Raw genomic sequence first — 17,662 nt, 5'->3', positions numbered from 1 at the left:
CCTACAGGGCGTGGCTGATGAGGATCTGCAGCAGACGGGCGGTCGCGGCGGTGAACAGCAGTGCGAACACGCCTCCGACGACCCAGAGCATCTGCCGCTGGTACTTCGGGCCCTTGCCCCAGAAGTCGATCAGGATCACGCGGATGCCGTTGATCGCGTGGAACAGCACGCAGAAGACCAGGCCGATCTCCATGAGGCCGATCAGCGGAGTCTTGTAGGTGTCGATGATCTCCGTGTAGGTGTTCGCGTTGATGCGGATCACCGCGGTGTCGAGCACGTGGACGAAGAGGAAGAAGAAGACGGTGACGCCCGTGATGCGTTGAAGCACCCAGGCCCACATGCCGGGATCTCCGCGGTAGAGGGAGCGTTTGCGCACCGGATCCGGTGCGACCTCAGTGGGGGTGCTCATCGCGTTGTACGCCTCCAGTGTCTCGACTGTTGCCCGGGACTCGAACAGCGCGCAGCGCAGCGCTCCGGGCCCGATGTCACCTGACTTTAAACCCATGCTGAGGGTTGTCATAAATCTCCGGAACAATGTGACCTACCACCCGTCTGGATATTAGGTATGCCTTACCTTTTAGTTTTTCGTGATAAAGGAGATCCGATGACTGCTCAAATCGACTTCGATGCCCTCCGAGAGGCGGCGAAAGAGGTGATGACCAGGGCGTACGCGCCGTACTCGGGCTTTCCCGTCGGTGCTGCGGGAGTAGGTGAACAGGGCCACATCGTGGTCGGAGGCAATGTGGAGAATGTCTCATACGGTCTGGGTGTCTGCGCCGAAGTCTCGATGGTCGCGGGAGCCGTTTCGGCGGGTGTCCGGCATCTGAGTGCGGTGTCCGTGTGCGATGCCCGAGGCGCGATCCTGACGCCGTGCGGCCAATGCCGGCAGGTCCTCCTGGAATTCGGGGGTCCGGGACTTCTCGTCGACTCCGCCGACGGCCCCCGGCCGCTCGGCGAACTGTTGCCGGCGGCCTTCGGTCCCGAAGACCTGGCCCGCGGGCGAGGCGACAGATGAGCGCCGCGACCGACCCGGTCAGCGTGATCGGCGTCAAGCGCGACGGCGGAGAGCTCTCCACCGCGCAGATCGACGCCGTGGTGCACGGGTTCACCGCCGGGACGGTGGCGCCCGAACAGATGGCGTCGTTGGCGATGGCGATCGTCTGGCGGGGGATGAGCCGCCGGGAGATCGCCGACTGGACCGCGGCCATGATCGCCTCCGGGATCACCCTGGACCTGGCGGGACTGCAGCGCGACGGCGCGCCGCTGACCACCGTCGACAAACACTCCACGGGCGGTGTCGGCGACAAGATCACGCTGCCGCTGACGCCGCTGATCGCGTCGTACGGGCTCGCCGTGCCGCAGCTGTCCGGCCGGGGGCTGGGGCACACCGGCGGGACGCTGGACAAGCTGGAGGCGATCCCCGGTTGGTCGCCGCGGGTGTCGCCGACCCGACTGCGCACACAGCTGGAGGAGGTGGGCGCGGTGATCTGCGCGGCGTCGGACGAGCTGGCGCCGGCCGACCGCAGGCTCTACGCGCTGCGCGACGTCACCGGGACGGTCGCCTCGATCCCGCTGATCGCGGCGTCGATCATGAGCAAGAAGATCGCCGAGGGGACCGGGGCGCTGGTCCTCGACGTGAAGGTCGGGTCGGGGGCGTTCATGACGACGTACGACGACGCCGCGGACCTCGCCCGCACCATGGTGGAACTCGGGACCGACGCCGGGGTGCGCACGCGCGCGCTGCTGACCGACATGTCGTCGCCGCTCGGCCGTTCGGCGGGCAACGCCCTGGAGGTGGCCGAGGCGATCGAGGTGCTCTCCGGCGGCGGACCGCGCGACGTGGTGGAGCTGACGCTGGCCCTGGCCCGGGAGATGCTCGACGTCGCGGGGCGCGGCGACGTCGACCCCGCCGAACACCTGGCGAACGGCCGGGCGATGGACACCTGGCGCGCGATGATCGCGGCACAGGGCGGCGATCCGGCCGCGCCGCTGCCCGCGGCGCCGCACCGGCACACGGTGACGGCCGCGAGTTCGGGGCGCCTGGTGCGGCTCGACGCGCTGGCGGTCGGCCTGGCGGCGTGGGAGCTCGGAGCCGGACGGTCGACGCCGGGGGCGTCGGTCTCGGCCGGGGCCGGGGTCACCTGGCACGCGTCGGTGGGCGACCCGGTGGCGGCGGGGGCGCCGCTGCTGACCCTGCACGCGGACGACCCGGAACGGTTCGCCGCGGCACTGGCCAGACTGGCGGACGCCTGCGAGGTGACCGCCGAGCCGTCGGCGCGGGTGTCGCCGCCGGTCGATCGGGTGCTCGGCCGGATCGGCTGAACGACGTCGCGGTTCCCGTCGGTCGGTGCGCCGGGCGCCGTGGTTCTTGTCGGTGGGCGGCAAGAACCACGACGACGGGGTCGGCTATCGGGCGAGCGGACGCCGGGTCAGCGCGCGGAAGTAGTACACCATCAGCAGGCCGGAGACCGGGAGCGCCACGAGCAGGCCGACGAGGAGGGCGAGCATCCCGGCGAGGACGATCAGCGAGGAGATCAGAAGCACCACGATGGTCGGGCCGGCGTTGCCGGTCGAGAGGTTCATGCCGTGGGTCAGGGAGTCGCCGACCGGAGCGCGCACATCGGCGGCGAAGTACACCATCCACACGGTGAAGAAGCTGATCACCAGGGAGACCGCGGTGGAGATCCAGGGCAGGCCGAGGAACTCGCTGAAGAACAGGTCGGACGCGCCGGAGGAGACCGTGACGATCACCGTGACGGCCATGATCGGCCCGAAAGCGATCGGCCGGAAGAAGTGACCCAGGTCGACCTGCTCGCCGTCGGCGATCGCCAGGATCCCGCCCATCCAGCACGAGACCGCGGTGCCCATGAGCACGGACATCACGACGATCATGACGATCGTGGTGGCGACGATCCCGGCGAAGGGCAGGGCGAGGTCGGTGTCGGTGGGATCGAGGTCGGCGCCGACGAGGGCAACGACGACCGCGCCGACGATCACCGAGACCACCAGGATCACGCCGAGAACGATCGCGGCCCAGAGCGCGGCGGCGCCGACCAGCACCCCGGCGTCGGCTTTGAACCTGGTCCACGCCCAGCGGAAGGCGGTGCCGAGCTCGGGTTGCCGAGGCGCCAGGTGCAGCGGTGCGGCCGGCGGGAACACCCCGAACGGATCGGCGCCGAACTGATGGCCGAACGGGTCCGCGCCATAGGGGCCCGAACCGTACTGATCTGCACCGTACTGATCTGCGCTGTACCGGCCCGGACCGTACGAGTCGGCGTCGTACCGGTTCCGGTCGTAGGGATCGGCGCTGTACGGGGTGCCGGGGAGACCGCCGGACGGATTCTGGTCGTAGGGGGTGCCCGGCAGCGTCGTCTCCGGCGGGGCGTCGTCGTCCGGTGCGGGGCGCGGTTCGTCGGGTCCACTCATACGACCATCATGCCTTTCGTCCGTTTTCTCCTCGCCGGAGGAGCGCCCTCTCCGCTCGACGAGCCGGAGTCGGGTGCGGGGCCTACCGTGGGGGCATGGGTACTCATGAATCGCTCACTCCGGAACGGTGCAGGCTGGCCCCGAAGGTGCTCCTGCACGACCACCTCGACGGCGGGTTGCGGCCCGCCACGGTGCTCGAACTGGCTCGTGAGACGGGCTACGACAGACTGCCGGTCGGCGGATCGAGCGGACCCGGGGGAGCCGCGGACGAGGCGGCCGCACTCGGCGCCTGGTTCGCGACGGCGGCGAACTCGGGATCGCTGGAGACCTACCTGGAGACGTTCGCGCACACCGTCGGCGTGATGCAGACCGCGTCGGCGTTGACCCGGGTGGCCCGGGAGTGCGCCGAAGACCTGGCGGACGACGGCGTGGTCTACGCGGAGGTCCGTTTCGCGCCCGAGCTGCACACCGAGCGGGGGCTGTCGCTGGACGCGGTGGTCGAGGCCGTGCTGGAGGGGTTCGCCGAGGGCGAAGAGCTGGCCCGGGCGGCGGGGCGGCCCATCGTCGTCCGTTGTCTGCTGACCGCCATGCGCCATGCGGCGCGGTCGATGGAGATCGCCGAACTCGCCGTCCGGTTCGAGGGCCGGGGAGTGGTCGGGTTCGACATCGCCGGCGCCGAGGCGGGCAACCCGCCCACCCGGCACCAGGCGGCGTTCGACTACATGCGGTCGCAGTGCTCGCACTTCACCATCCACGCCGGGGAGGCGTTCGGGCTGCCGTCGATCCGCGAGGCGCTCTCGTTCTGCGGGGCCGACCGGCTGGGGCACGGCGTCCGGGTGATCGACGACATCACGCTGCCCTCCGGTTCGACGCCGGACCAGCGCGGATATCCCGGCGCGGTGCTGGGGCCGGTCGCGAGTTACGTGCGGGACAAGCGGATCCCGCTCGAACTGTGCCCGAGCAGCAACGTGCAGACCGGGGCGGTGGCCTCGATCGACCAGCACCCGTTCAACGTGCTCGCGCAGCTGCGGTTCCGGGTCACCGTGAACACCGACAACCGGTTGATGAGCGATACGACGATGAGCAACGAGTTCATGGTGCTCCACGACGCCTTCGGCTACGGGTGGGCCGATTTCGAGCGGTTCACCGTGAACGCGATGAAGTCGGCGTTCCTGCCGTTCGACCGGCGACTCGCACTGATCGACGAGGTGATCAAACCCGGGTACGCGGTCCTCATCGGCTGAGCGTCGCCGCACGCGCCCCGGTCAGCCGCGTCGGACGAAGCGCTCCTCGAAGTCGTTGACCAGGGCGCGCCAGGCCTCGGACTCGTTGTCGTACGGGCCGGACGGCGCCAGCCGGTCCGGATCCGGGTTGATCGCGTAGTCGACCAGCCAACCGAGGGGAGTGGTCTTGCCCAGCGCCTCGTCGACGGTGTCGACACCGGCGTACTCGGCGGCATCGCTGAGCAGTTCGACGGCGAGGTCGAGCTGACGGCCGTCCACCGCACGGGGACCGGCCAGCAGGTCCTCGTCGAGGCCGGGCAACGCGTACACGTTCTCCTCGAGCACGTCGTACGTCAGCTCGCCGCCGTTCGCCAGGGACCGGACCTGATCGAAGGTCGAGAGCTTGGCCAGCGAATGGCTGTTGTTCTCGGCGAGGAAACGGGTGAGCGAGCGCTCCGACGTGAAGCCGTAGACGGTGCCCTTGCTGCCCAGGAACAGCGGCTTGTAGTCCTCGCCGATGTAGCAGCGCAGGGTCAGGAACTCGCCCTCGTCGGTGTAGACCCGGATCGGGTCGATACCGACCTCGCCCCAGAAACCCAGATCCTCGTCCTCCTCGTCCTCGGCGTCGTCTTCCGCATCCTCGTCGTCGGACTCGTCCTCGTCCTGATCGTCGGAGTCGTCGGCGTGGAGCGGATCCACCGGATCGAACTCCGGCTCGTCCTCGTCCTCGGCGGAGGCCGCGGCGTCGAGCTCGTCCTCGGCGACGGTCAGCGCGTCGGCGTCGACCTCCGGGGTGCTCACGACGTCGTCGAGCGCATCGATCACGTCGTCCCAGTGCTTGGCGATCAGTCGGCCGATGCGCACCCACAGGTCCACGCCCTCGCGGCCCCGGAAGTTCTCGGTGCCGATGGTGACCGCCGAGAGGATCTGATTGGCCGTGAAGAACTTGTTGATCGGTGCCAGATCGCAGACCTCACCGATGATCCGGGTGATCTCCAGCGCGTTCTCGAGCTCGGCGATCACCTCGCCGCGCGGATCCTCGGCGGCCAGCTCGGGGACCCCGATCAGGTCGTAGCTGTGCTTGCCGTCCGGGATCAGCTCCTCGGCCTGCAGCTTCTTGACGGTCTCCCACTGCGGGTGATCGGCGAGGTCGTTCTCGTCGTCGGTCCGGACGAACGCGGCGAGCGCGGCGACCGAGTCGAAGCCGTAGAGGTCCTCGTCGAGACCGAGGAACGCCTCCCACTCGTCCTCGCCCTCGCGCCAGCGAGGAGCCCACAGGGTGAACAGATTTCCGTCGGTCAGTCCGAGTTCAATGGGGACGATGTCTCCGGCCATGCGCAAGAGACTACCGTGGCCGGTAGAAGCCCTCGAAGGTCTGGTCCAGGTTGGTGGTCCGGACCGGACCCACCTGCACTGGATCGCCTGCTTCCACCATCTGACCGTTTCCCACGTACATCGCGACGTGGCCGCTCCAGACCGCCAGATCACCCGGCTGCAACTGCGACTGGGTGACCGCGAAACCGGCGGTGTCCTGTTCCTGGGCGAGCCGCGGGATCTCCAGGCCGGCCTGCCGGTAGGACCACTGGGTGAGGCCGCTGCAGTCGAACCCGGAAGGCGTGGTGCCGCCCCAGACGTAGGGCACTCCGCGTTGACTCAGCGCGGCCTGGACGGCCTTGGCCGCGCGCTCGTTCGGTGCGTACGAGACCGATCCGTCGGGCAGGGTGATCGGTACCCGGCCGGGAGCGGCGGAGGCCGCGGGGTCAGAGGCCGCGGGGTCGGAAGTCGCGGGGTCGGAAGCGGGAACGGCCGATGCTCCGGAGTCAGGGCCCGCACCGGCGGTGCCGACGGCCGCGACCTCGGCGGGGGCCTGATATCGGGTCAGCCCCTCCGCGTCGGCGGCCAACTCGGACTGCGTCCGGTTCACGACACCGAGACCGCGTCCGACGTGCTCGGCCGCGATCGGCACCAACGCGAGCAGCGCGGCCGGGGTCATGGTGGGGGCGGCGGTGTTCGCTGCGGCCACGAACCCGTCGGCGAGGGCGTTGAGCTCGGTGTTGGCCTGCTTCACGCGGGCGGCCGCGCTCTGGACCAGCGCGGCGATGTCGGCGCCGTCGGACCCGGTGGTCGAGGCGTCGGCGGCCGACGTGGTCGCCCGGGCTCCGGCGGCGAGTCCGCCCCGGCCCTGCCAGCCCGCCGAGGCCTCGGCCGCGACGCCGCGGGCGAGTCCGGCAGCCTGATCGAGGGCCGACCGGGACGCGGCCAACGTGCTGACCGGGCCACCGGCCGGCAGTTCGCCGGTGCCGAGCGCGGAGATGAGCATCCGCAGGGGCGCGATGAGGAACTCGAAGCTCATGCCGTCATCTCCGTCGCTCCGGCGGCGTCGGTGCCGCGGTAGAGGGCGGCGGCCGTCGTGGTGCCGGCGGCCTGGCCCGCGTGTGCGGCGGCGAGCGCATCGAGGCGGGCGGCCCGCGTGCTCATGGTCGAGGCGAGCGCGGACAGGAACGGGGCTCCGATGAGCCCGAAGGCGGGGGCGAACACGGCGGCGTCGAACCGCTCGGCGGCGGCCCGTTCGGCGACGAGTCCGGCGGCCGCGGTCTGGCGGCCGGCGATGGTGGTGAGGGTCGGTTCGGTGACGATGAGTGGCTTCATGGTGTTTAGACGCAGCGGAGGCGAGTTCGGTTCCACGACGCGCCGAACGAATCGCCGCCCGGCCCGTAGTCTTTCTCGGCATGGATGACGCTTCGCTGGATCTGCAGGTCGTGATGCACCCGGTGGTGCAGTCCCGGATGGCGGTGCTGCGCGACGAAAGCACCCCGAACGGAGAGTTCCGCACGCATCTCACCAAGATCAGTCAGCTGCTGATCTACGAGGCGCTCGCCGGCGAGCCCACCGCACCGATACGGGTGCGGACGCCGGTCGGCCCGGCCGACGGGGTGGAGTTGGCGGGACAGCCGCTCTTCGTCCCGGTGCTGCGCGCCGGACTCGGCATGCTCGACGCCGCGCTCTCCCTGGTCCCGGATGCGCAGGTCGGTTTCGTGGGCGTCGCGCGCGACGAGGAGACCGCGCTCCCGCACGAGTACCTGGCCTCGCTGCCGGAAGACCTCGCCGGACGGCACGTGTACGTGCTCGACCCGATGCTGGCCACCGGCGGTTCACTGATCTACACGCTGGAGATCCTGGCCCGCCGCGGTGCCACCGACGTGACCGCGGTCTGCGTCGTCGGCGCGCCCGAGGGCGTCGCCGCGCTCCGGGACTCGGGACACGCCGGTCCCGGCCGCACCCTCCGCCTGGTGATCGGTGCGGTGGACGCCGGGCTGAACGAGGACTCCTACATCGTGCCGGGACTCGGCGACGCCGGAGACCGGCAGTTCGGTCCGCGCAACATCTGACCGCGCCGACCCGCCCGGATCGGGTCTACCGCACCCAGGACTGCACCATCGGCTCGTTCGAGAGCGTCCGGCCGCCCTGGGTGATGACCAGCGCCGACGGCGACACGACATAGCTGGTGCCGCCGTTGACCGCGGTGAACGTGGAACCCGAGCGCGTCGGATAACCGATCTCGATGGTGTTCCCGTTCGCGTGTCCCAGGTAGTAGTACCGCCCGGTCTGGGCGCCCACCTGGCAGATCACCACGCGCGAGCGTCCGGTCTGACCGATGAACATCGCCGGGTCGTCGGCGGCGTTGCAGCGCGGTCCGGAGAAGAACCCGCGCTGATCGGCTCCCGACACGCTCACCGCGCCGGTGCCGGTGTCGGGCGGCGTGGTGGTCACGGTGTGCGGCACCACCGTGGTGACGGTGCCCGGGGCCGGTTGCCCCGCCGTCGACTCGGTCACGGTCACCACCGTGGGCGTGTCGGCCACGGCCCGGTCGTCGTTCTCGTTCTTGCCGAGGAACAGGAACGCGACGACGACGGCGGCGATCAGCGCGACCGCGACCGCGACACCCGCCAGGATCTGCGGTGTCCGATTCGGCGGAGGTGGAGGCGGTGCCATCGGGTATCCGTGTTGATAGCCGTAACTCATGGCGTGTTCCTCCTCCGGGGCCGGTCCGGCAATTCTTCCAGTATCCCGGTCAGCTGCGCGGTCAGGGTCGCCGCCGTCCCAGGTGCACCGGGTGCGGTCGCCAGTTCCCCGTAGTACTTGAGTTTGGGTTCGGTGCCGCTGGGCCGCACCACGATACGCAGCCGAGACCCCGACGGATCGGTTCCGGTCAACTCGACGGCATCGATCGACGGCTCCGCCGACAGCAGATCACGGACGACGACGCCGAAGCCGCCCGGTGCGGTCGGCGGCGCGGTCCGGAAGTCGGCCATCAGTGCGGCGATGTCGGCCGGATCGCCCATGCGCAGACTGCGCTGCGCGGTGACGTGCGTGCCGTAGCCGGTCCGCAACTCGGCGAGGGCCTCGGCGAGGGAGCTCCCGCGGTCGGCGCGCCCCTGCGCGATCCGGGCCAGGGCCACGGCGGCGCTGATCCCGTCCTTGTCCCGGACGGCCTCCGGGTCCACGCAGTGACCGAGCGCCTCCTCGTAGGCGAACACCAGCGGCTCCCCGGCCCGGACCAGCCACTTGAAACCGGTCGGCGTGCGGCGGGCATCGGCGCCCCGTGCGGTCGCCATGCGGTGCAGCAGGGTCCCGGAGACGATCGACGACGCGATCACCGGTCGGGCGGCCCGGTCCCGACGACCTCCGTCCCCGCGTTCACCGGCCTCCTCGGGAACGCTGCCGTCGGGCTCGCCGGGGTCGTCGAGCCCCAGATCGTCGAGGATCCGAGCACCCAGGAGCGCACCGGTCTCGTCGCCGGTGAGCATCCGCCAGCGGCCGTCGGACTCCCGGATGCCGACCGCACACCGGTCGGCATCCGGGTCCAGCGCGATCGCCAGATCCGCGTTCCGGTCCGCCGCCAGCTCCAACAACGCATCGGTGGCACCGGGCTCCTCCGGGTTCGGGAAGGCGACGGTGGGGAAATCGGGATCGGGCGCGAACTGCTCGTCCACCACGTGGAGGCGGTCGAATCCGGCCCGCACGAGCGCATCGCAGGCCAGCGCGCCGCCCACCCCGTGCATCGGCGTGAGCGCGATCCGGACGGTCCCGGCCACCGCGGGCCCGAACCGCTCGTCGAGGCGATCGAGGTACTGCGCCCGCACCCGCCGCGCCCGCGCATTGGGGGTCACCGGCCGTCGCGCGACCGCCCGCGCCGGTGGCGCGGCGTCGATGCAGGCCTCGATCTCGCGATCGGCCGGTTCGATCAGCTGTGCCCCGGCGACCCCGAGCCCGCTCGCTTCGCTCCCGGCGCCGAGATACACCTTGTAGCCGTTGTCCTCCGGGGGATTGTGCGACGCGGTGATCATCACCCCGGCCACCGCGCCCAGCCGACGCGTCGCGAACGCGACCAGCGGCGTCGGACCCGGTTCGGGCAGCGCGACCACGTCGAACCCCGCCGCCGCCAGCACCTCGGTGGTCGCGGCGAAGAAGGCCTCCGAACCGTGGCGCGCATCGCGCCCGACCACCACGGTCCCGCCGGCCTCCCCGCGCGCGCGGAGCCACGCGGCCAGTCCCGCGGTGGCACGCGTGACGGTCTCGACGTTCATCCCGTCCGGCCCCTCGCGGACCGGGCCGCGCAGGCCCGCGGTGCCGAAACGCAGCGTCACCGGTCGCCCAGCGCCGCGACCGTCTCGACCAGCAGCGCACCCATCCGGGTCGCCGACTCCCGGCCCACGGCGAGGACCTCCTGATGATCGAGCGCCTCACCGGTGATCCCCGCCGCCGCATTGGTGACCAGGGAGAGCCCGAGGACGTCGATCCCGGCGGCCCGGGCCGCGATGGTCTCGTGCACCGTGGACATCCCGACCAGATCGGCCCCCATCGTCGCGAGCATGCGGATCTCCGCGGGGGTCTCGTACTGCGGGCCCGGCAGCCCGGCGTACACGCCCTCGGCGAGGGTCGGGTCCACCTCGCGCGCGATCTCCCGCAGCCGCGGCGAATACGCGTCGACCATGTTCACGAAGTGCGCCCCGGCCAGCGGTGAGCGCCCGGTCAGATTGAGTTGATCGCTGATGAGCACCGGCCGGCCCACCGTGAGGTCGTCGCGGATGCCGCCCGCGGCGTTGGTCAGGACCACGGTGTGCACCCCCGCCGCGGCCGCGGTGCGGACCGGATGCACCACGCGGGCGAGCGCATGCCCCTCGTACGCGTGCACGCGGCCGAGCATCACCAGCACCCGCGACGTGCCGACCCGCACCGAGAGCACCCGGCCGCCGTGGCCGCGCGCCGACGGTGAGCTGAAACCGGGGATCGACGTCATCGGGAGCGTGGCGATCGGCGGCCCGAAGGCGTCGGCGGCCGGCGCCCACCCGGACCCCAGCACGATCGCGACATCATGCCTGCGGCAATCGGTTTCGGTGGCGATGGTGGCCGCGGCGGCGAAGGCGGCGGCGTCCGGTTCATGGGTGGGGTCCATGCCGCCAACCCTAAACGCCGGGTACGACACCCGGCAGCGATAGAGTCTGTGCCATGCCATATCTGAACCTCACCGAGGATGCCGCCGTCGTTTTCCTGGGCTCGCCCGGCGTGGAGCTGGACGAGAACAATCCGGAGAATCGGTTCGGCCTGCAGTGGATCGACGAGGCCGTCGCAGCCCTCGACGAGGCCGTCGCCGCGAACAAGCCGGTCGTGCTGACCGCCACCGGCAAGTTCTTCACCAACGGTCTGGACACCGACTACGTCGCGGCGAACTTCAGCGAGCTGCCCGCCTACCTGGACAAGGTCCACGCGCTCTACACCAAGGTGCTGACGGTTCCGGCGCCGGTCATCGCGGCGGTCAACGGCCACGCCTTCGGTGCGGGCGCCATGCTCGCCCTCTGCGCGGACCACCGGATCATGCGCACCGGCCGCGGCTACTGGTCGCTGCCCGAGGCCGCGCTCTCGATGCCGTTCACCCGCGGCATGGCCGCTCTGGTGCGCACCCGCGTCCCCGACGCGACCGCCACCGAGGCGATGCTCACCAGCCGCCGCTACGGCGCCGACGACGCCGTCGCCGCCGGGATCGTCGACGAGGCCGTCGACGCCGAGGCGCTGCTCGACCGGGCCGCCGAGGTGGCCCGCGAGCGCGCGGGCCTGGTGAACGCGAACCAGGCCGTCATCAAGCGCGGCCTGCGGTTCCCGCTCCTGGAAGCACTGGACGTGCCGACCCCGGCCACCCTGCTCTGATGCACGACGGTCCCGTCCCCGCGGTGATGTCGACCGCGCACGTCCACCCGGCGATCACGTCGTGGCTCGAGGCGAACCTGGACCAGGTGATCACCTGGCGTCGGGAGATCCACGCCGCGCCGGAGCTCTCCCGCGGGGAGTTCGCCACCACCGCCAAGGTGGTCGACGTGCTGACCGGGGCGGGGCTGAGCCCGGTGGTCCTGCCGCAGGGCACCGGCGTGGTCTGCGACATCGGGCCGGCCGACCGTCCGCGCATCGGCCTGCGCGCCGACCTGGATGCGTTGCCGGTCCCCGAGCAGACGGGGCTGCCGTTCACCTCGCGGGTCGACGGCGTCTCGCACTCCTGCGGGCACGACGCGCACTCGGCGATCCTGATGGGCGTCGGCTGCCTGCTCGCCGGGGTCGGCTCCGACGAACCGGGCGCCGCCCAGACGCCCGGTGCGGGACTGCCGTTCAGCGCCCGGCTGATCTTCCAGGCCGCCGAGGAGGTGATGCCCGGCGGCGCGCTCGACGCGATCGACGCCGGAGTCACCGACGGGCTGTCGCGGATCTTCGCGCTGCACTGCGAGCCGCACCTGCAGGCCGGGACCGTCGGCCTCCGTTCGGGCCCGCTCACCTCGGCCGCCGACCGGATCGAGGTCCACCTGCACGGTCCGGGCGGGCACACCTCGCGTCCGCACCTCACCGCCGACCTGGTCTACGCGATGGGCACCCTGATCACCGGCCTGCCGGGCATCCTCGCGCGCCGCGTGGACCCGCGCTCGGGCACGGTGATGAGCTGGGGCGCGGTGCACTCCGGCGACGCCCCGAACGCGATCCCGCAGGAGGGCCGCATGCGCGGCACCGTCCGCACCGGCTCACACGAGGTCTGGGACGAGCTCGAACCGCTGGTCCGCAGCATCGTCGGGGAGCTCCTGGCGCCGCTCGGCGTCAGCTACGACCTCACCTACGTCCGCGGCGTGCCGCCGGTGGTGAACGACGACGAGGCCGTCGGCCTGCTGCGCCGCGCGGTGGTGGCGATGGGACCGGACGCCGAGGTGGACACCCCGCAGTCGGCCGGCGGCGAGGACTTCGCCTGGTATCTGCAGCACGTGCCGGGGGCGATGGCGCGCCTGGGCGTGTGGTCCGGCGTCGGACCGCAGTGCGATCTGCACCAGCCGAACTTCGACGTCGACGAGCGTGCCCTCGGGGTGGGCGTCGCGACGCTGGCGGGCGTGGTGCTCGACGGCGACCTGCGGGTCTGAGCGGCGCCGCGCGGGTCCGGGACCCGCGCGGTGTGCGTCGTCCGGTCCCGGTGCGTCGTCAGTCCTGGTTGTCCATCGGCTCGTCGGGGCCCGGGCCCACGTTGCGCGCCTCGTGCAGACGCAGCCGCTGGACGTACTCGGCGGGCGCTCCCGCGACCTCCGCGGCATCGGCCATCACCCCGAGATAGCGGGCCGAGGGCAGGCCGCCCTCGTAGCCGTCGATCACGTAGAGCCAGGCCAGCACGGGTCCGTCGGCGGTCTCCACGCGCGCGCGGATCTTGCGGTGGACCCCGAGTTCGGTGCCCTCCCAGCGGTCCAGGTTCGTCTCGTCCTCGGCGGGGACGTCGTACAGGACGACGAAGACCTTGGAGTCCGGCGACTCACGGTCCTCGGTGACGGTGGCGAGGGAGCCCTCCCAGCCGATGTCGTCGCCGGCGAAGGTCAGTCGCCAGCCGTGCAGCCAGCCGGTGGACGACATCGGTGAGTGCGGGGCCCGCTGCAGCATTCTGAGCGGGATCCATGTTCGACGCGTAGGCGGCATAGAGGGGCACGTGCGCTAGCTTATGCCGTCGCCGCAAGGGAGGAAACAGGTCTCCCCGGGAAGCGGGCATCCGGGTCCGGAAGCGGATAGGTTGGGAAGGCAACAGCGCCCATGCGTGCAGCCCCGCGCAGACGAGGAGAAGTCGAAGTGGCCCGGATCGTGATCATCGGCGGCGGACCCGCTGGATATGAGGCGGCGCTCGCCGGAGCCGCCTACGGCGCCGACATCACCATGATCGACTCCGACGGGGTGGGCGGAGCCTGCGTGCTGTGGGACTGCGTGCCCAGCAAGACGTTCATCGCCTCGACCGGGGTGCGGACCGAGGTGCGCAAGGCCGCCGACCTGGGCATCCACATCGAGGCCGATGCGGCCACCATCACCGTCCCGCAGATCCATCAGCGCGTCCGCGACCTGGCTCGCGCGCAGTCGTCGGACATCCGTTCGCGGCTGGTGAGCGAGGGCGTCAGGATCGTCGTCGGCCGGGCCAGGCTGACCGGCGTCCGGCCGCCCGAGGGCGGACACGAGGTGGTCGCCACCCTGGCCGACGGCTCCACCGAGACCTACCGGGGCGACGTCGTGCTGATCGCGACCGGCGCCTCCCCGCGCGAGCTGCCCGCGGCCCGGCCGGACGGCGAGCGCATCCTCACCTGGCGCCAGCTGATCGACATGAACGAGCTGCCCGAGCACCTGGTGGTGGTCGGCTCCGGGGTGACCGGCGCCGAGTTCGTGCACGCGTACACCGAGCTCGGGGTCAAGGTGACCCTGGTGTCCAGCCGCGACCGGGTCCTGCCGCACGAGGACGAGGACGCCGCGCTGGTGCTGGAGGAGGCCTTCGCCGAGCGCGGCGTGACGCTGATCAAGCATGCGCGCGCCGAGAGCGTCGTCCGCGACGGCGACGAGGTGACCGTGACCCTCGCCGACGGAAAACAGGTGACCGGCTCGCACGTCCTGATGACCGTCGGCTCGATCCCCAACACCGAGTTCCTCGGGCTGCAGGAGGCCGGGGTGAACCTCGACCGCGGCGGCTACATCACCGTCGACCGGGTGTCGCGCACGTCGGTGCCGGGCATCTACGCGGCGGGCGACTGCACGGGGGTGCTGCCGCTGGCGTCGGTGGCCGCCATGCAGGGCCGCATCGCGATGTACCACTCGCTCGGCGAGGGGGTGAGCCCGATCCGGCTCAAGACGGTGTCGTCGGCCATCTTCACGCGGCCGGAGATCGCCACCGTCGGCGTCTCGCAGAAGGCCATCGATGCCGGCGAGTACCCGGCGCGCACCGTGATGCTCCCGCTGTCGACCAATCCGCGCGCCAAGATGAGCGGACTGCGGCGCGGCTTCGTCAAGATCTTCTGCCGTCCCGCCACGGGCGTGGTGATCGGCGGCGTCATCGTCGCACCGAACGCGTCCGAGCTGATCCTGCCGATCGCGATCGCGGTGGAGAACAAGCTGCAGGTCTCGGATCTGGCGAACACCTTCTCGGTGTATCCGTCGCTGTCCGGGTCGATCACCGAGGCCGCTCGCCAGCTCGTGCGGCACGACGACCTCGACTGACGGAGCGTGACGGGGGACACCGGGCCGGACCGGCCCGGCGGATCGGCGCGCGCCGGCACCTGGCGGGAACTCTTCGCCCACGAGCACCGCGCCCCGGTGATCGTGCTGGCCGGCGGCGTCGGCCTGTTCGCGACGAACACCTACGTCACCACCAGCCTGCTGCCGAGCGCGGTCCGCGAGATCGGCGGCGAACGGCTCTACGCGTGGGCCATGACGCTCTTCGTGGTGGCCGCGGTGATCAGCTCCATGCTGGTGAGCCGGGCACTGGAACGGTGGGGCGGGCGGACGTCGTACCTGGTCGGGTTCGGGGTGTTCGCGGCCGGGACGGCGGTCGCCGCCGCGTCGACGACCATGCCGATCATGCTGGTCGGCCGGGGTGTGCAGGGGCTGGCCGCGGGTCTGCTGGCCGGTCTCGGCTTCGCGGTGCTGCGGCTGGTGCTGCCCGAGCGCCTGTGGCAGCGGGCGGTCGCGCTGATGTCGGCGATGTGGGGCGTGGGCAATCTGCTCGGCCCGGTGATCGGCGGGTTCTTCGCCCAGTTCGGGATCTGGCGGGGCGCGTTCGTGCTGCTCGCCGCGATCGCGCTCGGTCTCGCGGTGCTCACCTCCCGGGCCCTGCCCGTGCGGGAGCGGCGACCGGGCTCCGACGACGGCGTGCCCTGGGCGGCGCTGACCCTGCTGGCCGTCGCGGCCCTGCTGGTCAGCATCGCGTCGATCGCCTCGGCACGCGGCACGGTGGCCTCGCTCCTGGCGGCGGCCGCGGTGACGGCCGGGCTGTTCGTGTGGCGGGAACGCCGGACTGAGGGGGCGCGGGTGCTCCCGGCGGCGACGTACCGGGGGCCGTCGCCGCTGCGCTGGATCTACCTGGCGATCGGCGTGATGACGTTGGCGTCGACCGTGGAGACCTTCGTCCCGCTGTTCGGCCAGGAACTCGGCGGGATGGCGCCGCTGACGGCGGGATTCCTCGGCGCGGCCGTCTCGTGGGGGTGGACGGTGGCGTCGATCAGCAGTTCCAGCGTGGTGAGTCCGCGCGGCAAACGGGTGGTGCGTGTGGTGGGACCGCTGTGCGTCTCGGCCGGTCTCGTCGTCTACGGCCTGCTGCAGACGACGGATCCGTCGCCGTGGGCGATCGTCGGATGGTTCGGTGCGCTGTTCCTGTCCGGCTGCGGCATTGGCATGGCGATGGCGCACTGGCTCACCGCGGGCCTGAAGGTCCCCGGGACCGGCGGGGTCCCCGAGGACGACGCCGAGGCCGCGCAGGTCTCGGCGGGGATGAACACCGCGCAGCTGATCGCGACCGCGTTCGGATCGGCGCTGGCCGGACTGCTGGTGTCGCTCGGCGGTCCGAGCCCGGTCGGTTCGGCGCGGACCCTCGGCTTCGGATACGCGATGATCGGGGTGGTCGCGGTGCTGATCGCCGTCCGCGAGTTCGCGGTCGCGCGCCGCCACCGGGCGCTGCTCGCCGGGTGATCGCGGTCCGGCGGCCCGTGGTGCGCCGCCGGACCGCGATCACGAGTCGGGTCAGGCCGCGGCCAGCAGCGCGTCGATCTGGTTGATCGCCGCGCTCGCGCCCTCCACCATGCCCATCTCGAGGACCTGCTGCAGGCCCGCCGCGTCGGCGTAGGCGGAGACGAAGACCGCGCGGGTGACGCCGTCCCGCTCGGTGAAGGTGTAGACGTTCTTCGAGACCGGCATGTCCGCGGCGGGATTCAGGTCCGCGTCGGCGAAACCGTCGTCGAACGCGAACGACGACGGGGCGTCGACGGCGGTGATCAGCCACCATCCGCCGAACCGCTCGCCCTCGGGGCCGGTCATGTAGTAGGTGCAGCGGGAGCCCGGGACGAGGGAGTGCTCGACGAAGGTGGCCGGGTAGCCGGGCGGGCCCCAGATCGCTTCGAGCTTGCGGGGATCGGCGTAGACGTCCCAGACCCGGTCGCGCGGCGCGGCGAACTCCGCGGTGATGGTCAGGGTGAGGGCGTCGAGGTCGGGGGTGACGTCGATGACGGGCATGGTCGGCTCCTGGTGGATTCGGACGCGGGCGCCGGGAACGGTGGGGCGCCGCGCGGGATCGGGGTGCGTACGGGATCAGTCGGGCGGCGGTGGTTCGGCGTGTCCGGTGGCGAGCAGCTCGTCGATCCGGGAGATCCGGCCGCGCCAGATCTGTTCCAGGTCGCCGAGCATCGACCGCACCGAACGCACAGCGGCGACGTCTCCGGAGGCCAGTTGCCGGCGCCCGCTGCGACGTTTCGTCAGCAGGCCCGCCTTCTCCAGCACGGCGACGTGCTTCTGTACCGCGGCGAAGCTCATGTCGTACTCCTCCGCGAGCGCGGTGACCGAGTGCTCACCGGCCAGGACGCGCCGCAGGATGTCGCGGCGGGTCCGATCGGAGAGTGCGTGGAACAGGGCGTCGGCTCTGTCCTCGTCGTCCTCGGTCACACGTCAAACATACAACCATTTGGTTGTATGTCAAGAGG

General features: G+C 71.5%; 18 protein-coding genes and 1 pseudogene. 8 read left to right on the top strand and 11 right to left on the bottom strand.

Annotated features, from left to right (window positions below; genetic code table 11):
* Window position 1: 1 nt before the first annotated feature.
* Window positions 2-409, bottom strand: a complete 408-nt coding sequence (sdhC, locus tag QM809_RS17950) for a succinate dehydrogenase, cytochrome b556 subunit (protein WP_415047220.1) — start codon at window positions 407-409, stop codon at window positions 2-4.
* 195 nt (window positions 410-604) lie between these two features.
* Between sdhC and QM809_RS17945 the strand changes: the two genes are divergently transcribed.
* Complete coding sequence (locus QM809_RS17945; RefSeq protein WP_415047219.1) at window positions 605-1,015, top strand: cytidine deaminase; 411 nt, start codon at window positions 605-607, stop codon at window positions 1,013-1,015.
* Window positions 1,012-2,322 carry a thymidine phosphorylase gene (locus tag QM809_RS17940; RefSeq protein WP_415047218.1) on the top strand — a complete coding sequence of 437 codons (1,311 nt, stop codon included), beginning with the start codon at window positions 1,012-1,014 and terminating at the stop codon, window positions 2,320-2,322. Before QM809_RS17945 ends, QM809_RS17940 begins: the two co-directional genes overlap by 4 nt.
* Window positions 2,323-2,406: 84 nt before the next feature.
* Here QM809_RS17940 and QM809_RS17935 read toward each other — a convergent pair whose 3' ends face one another.
* The gene (locus QM809_RS17935) at window positions 2,407-3,426 is read right to left on the bottom strand and encodes a hypothetical protein (protein WP_415047217.1); all 1,020 of its coding nucleotides are present in this window, start codon (window positions 3,424-3,426) and stop codon (window positions 2,407-2,409) included.
* A gap of 95 nt (window positions 3,427-3,521) precedes the next feature.
* On the opposite strand from QM809_RS17935, the gene QM809_RS17930 reads away from it, so the two are divergent.
* On the top strand, window positions 3,522-4,670 hold the full coding sequence (locus tag QM809_RS17930) for an adenosine deaminase (RefSeq protein WP_415047216.1): 1,149 nt from the start codon (window positions 3,522-3,524) through the stop codon (window positions 4,668-4,670).
* A 21-nt stretch (window positions 4,671-4,691) separates the two neighbouring features.
* On the opposite strand, the gene QM809_RS17925 is transcribed toward QM809_RS17930, so the two are convergent.
* From QM809_RS17925 to QM809_RS17915, 3 genes are read right to left on the bottom strand one after another with little or no spacing between them, the layout of a single operon-like run.
* Window positions 4,692-5,984, bottom strand: coding sequence for a primosomal protein (locus tag QM809_RS17925; protein WP_415047215.1), 1,293 nt, complete (start codon window positions 5,982-5,984; stop codon window positions 4,692-4,694).
* Window positions 5,985-5,994: 10 nt separating this feature from the next.
* On the bottom strand, window positions 5,995-7,002 hold the full coding sequence (locus QM809_RS17920) for an NlpC/P60 family protein (protein ID WP_415047214.1): 1,008 nt from the start codon (window positions 7,000-7,002) through the stop codon (window positions 5,995-5,997).
* Window positions 6,999-7,298, bottom strand: coding sequence for a type VII secretion target (locus tag QM809_RS17915; protein WP_415047213.1), 300 nt, complete (start codon window positions 7,296-7,298; stop codon window positions 6,999-7,001). Before QM809_RS17915 ends, QM809_RS17920 begins: the two co-directional genes overlap by 4 nt.
* 80 nt (window positions 7,299-7,378) lie before the next feature.
* Here QM809_RS17915 and upp point away from each other — a divergent pair, with 80 nt between their 5' ends.
* Window positions 7,379-8,038, top strand: coding sequence for a uracil phosphoribosyltransferase (upp, locus tag QM809_RS17910; protein WP_415047212.1), 660 nt, complete (start codon window positions 7,379-7,381; stop codon window positions 8,036-8,038).
* Between the two features lie 25 nt (window positions 8,039-8,063).
* On the opposite strand, the gene QM809_RS17905 is transcribed toward upp, so the two are convergent.
* Genes QM809_RS17905 through QM809_RS17895 form a run of 3 tightly spaced genes read right to left on the bottom strand, consistent with a single transcriptional unit; the run spans window position 8,064 to window position 11,106 of the window.
* Entirely contained in the window at window positions 8,064-8,672 is a 609-nt protein-coding gene (locus tag QM809_RS17905; protein WP_415047211.1) for a hypothetical protein, read from the bottom strand.
* A complete protein-coding gene (locus tag QM809_RS17900) occupies window positions 8,669-10,297 on the bottom strand; it encodes a phospho-sugar mutase (RefSeq protein ID WP_415047210.1) in 1,629 nt (542 codons plus the stop codon). The genes QM809_RS17905 and QM809_RS17900 overlap by 4 nt, the downstream gene beginning before the upstream one ends.
* Window positions 10,294-11,106, bottom strand: coding sequence for a purine-nucleoside phosphorylase (locus QM809_RS17895; protein ID WP_415047209.1), 813 nt, complete (start codon window positions 11,104-11,106; stop codon window positions 10,294-10,296). Before QM809_RS17895 ends, QM809_RS17900 begins: the two co-directional genes overlap by 4 nt.
* 53 nt (window positions 11,107-11,159) lie before the next feature.
* Between QM809_RS17895 and QM809_RS17890 the strand changes: the two genes are divergently transcribed.
* Window positions 11,160-11,855, top strand: coding sequence for an enoyl-CoA hydratase/isomerase family protein (locus QM809_RS17890; protein WP_415047208.1), 696 nt, complete (start codon window positions 11,160-11,162; stop codon window positions 11,853-11,855).
* Window positions 11,855-13,099, top strand: coding sequence for an amidohydrolase (locus QM809_RS17885; RefSeq protein WP_415047207.1), 1,245 nt, complete (start codon window positions 11,855-11,857; stop codon window positions 13,097-13,099). The genes QM809_RS17890 and QM809_RS17885 overlap by 1 nt, the downstream gene beginning before the upstream one ends.
* Before the next feature lie 58 nt (window positions 13,100-13,157).
* Here the strand turns inward: QM809_RS17885 and QM809_RS17880 are convergent.
* A pseudogene (locus QM809_RS17880) lies at window positions 13,158-13,650 on the bottom strand (gamma-glutamylcyclotransferase).
* A 137-nt stretch (window positions 13,651-13,787) separates the two neighbouring features.
* Here QM809_RS17880 and QM809_RS17875 point away from each other — a divergent pair.
* Together QM809_RS17875 and QM809_RS17870 are read left to right on the top strand one after the other, a co-directional pair.
* A complete protein-coding gene (locus QM809_RS17875; protein ID WP_415047451.1) occupies window positions 13,788-15,191 on the top strand; it encodes an NAD(P)H-quinone dehydrogenase in 1,404 nt (467 codons plus the stop codon).
* Window positions 15,192-15,197: 6 nt separating this feature from the next.
* Window positions 15,198-16,658, top strand: a complete 1,461-nt coding sequence (locus tag QM809_RS17870) for an MFS transporter (RefSeq protein WP_415047206.1) — start codon at window positions 15,198-15,200, stop codon at window positions 16,656-16,658.
* 51 nt (window positions 16,659-16,709) lie between these two features.
* Here QM809_RS17870 and QM809_RS17865 read toward each other — a convergent pair whose 3' ends face one another.
* Window positions 16,710-17,198, bottom strand: a complete 489-nt coding sequence (locus QM809_RS17865) for an SRPBCC family protein (protein ID WP_415047205.1) — start codon at window positions 17,196-17,198, stop codon at window positions 16,710-16,712.
* Window positions 17,199-17,273: 75 nt separating this feature from the next.
* Window positions 17,274-17,624, bottom strand: a complete 351-nt coding sequence (locus QM809_RS17860; protein WP_415047204.1) for an ArsR/SmtB family transcription factor — start codon at window positions 17,622-17,624, stop codon at window positions 17,274-17,276.
* Between the last annotated feature and the right edge of the window lie 38 nt (window positions 17,625-17,662).

The sequence above is a fragment of the Gordonia sp. (in: high G+C Gram-positive bacteria) genome (assembly GCF_047600385.1).
Lineage (GTDB): Bacteria > Actinomycetota > Actinomycetes > Mycobacteriales > Mycobacteriaceae > Gordonia.
Note: the sequence above shows the minus strand (reverse complement) of the source record. Positions and strands in the feature narration are given on the sequence as shown.

What these genes read in the sequence shown, in the direction of transcription:
- QM809_RS17920 (WP_415047214.1), bottom strand. Translation starts at nt 7,002, where the DNA reads ATGAGCTTCGAGTTCCTCATCGCGCCCCTGCGGATGCTCATCTCCGCG.
- QM809_RS17925 (WP_415047215.1), bottom strand. Translation starts at nt 5,984, where the DNA reads ATGGCCGGAGACATCGTCCCCATTGAACTCGGACTGACCGACGGAAAT.
- QM809_RS17930 (WP_415047216.1), top strand. Translation starts at nt 3,522, where the DNA reads ATGGGTACTCATGAATCGCTCACTCCGGAACGGTGCAGGCTGGCCCCG.
- QM809_RS17940 (WP_415047218.1), top strand. Translation starts at nt 1,012, where the DNA reads ATGAGCGCCGCGACCGACCCGGTCAGCGTGATCGGCGTCAAGCGCGAC.
- QM809_RS17885 (WP_415047207.1), top strand. Translation starts at nt 11,855, where the DNA reads ATGCACGACGGTCCCGTCCCCGCGGTGATGTCGACCGCGCACGTCCAC.
- QM809_RS17895 (WP_415047209.1), bottom strand. Translation starts at nt 11,106, where the DNA reads ATGGACCCCACCCATGAACCGGACGCCGCCGCCTTCGCCGCCGCGGCC.
- QM809_RS17945 (WP_415047219.1), top strand. Translation starts at nt 605, where the DNA reads ATGACTGCTCAAATCGACTTCGATGCCCTCCGAGAGGCGGCGAAAGAG.
- QM809_RS17905 (WP_415047211.1), bottom strand. Translation starts at nt 8,672, where the DNA reads ATGAGTTACGGCTATCAACACGGATACCCGATGGCACCGCCTCCACCT.
- QM809_RS17865 (WP_415047205.1), bottom strand. Translation starts at nt 17,198, where the DNA reads ATGCCCGTCATCGACGTCACCCCCGACCTCGACGCCCTCACCCTGACC.
- QM809_RS17935 (WP_415047217.1), bottom strand. Translation starts at nt 3,426, where the DNA reads ATGAGTGGACCCGACGAACCGCGCCCCGCACCGGACGACGACGCCCCG.
- QM809_RS17890 (WP_415047208.1), top strand. Translation starts at nt 11,160, where the DNA reads ATGCCATATCTGAACCTCACCGAGGATGCCGCCGTCGTTTTCCTGGGC.
- sdhC (WP_415047220.1), bottom strand. Translation starts at nt 409, where the DNA reads ATGAGCACCCCCACTGAGGTCGCACCGGATCCGGTGCGCAAACGCTCC.
- QM809_RS17915 (WP_415047213.1), bottom strand. Translation starts at nt 7,298, where the DNA reads ATGAAGCCACTCATCGTCACCGAACCGACCCTCACCACCATCGCCGGC.
- upp (WP_415047212.1), top strand. Translation starts at nt 7,379, where the DNA reads ATGGATGACGCTTCGCTGGATCTGCAGGTCGTGATGCACCCGGTGGTG.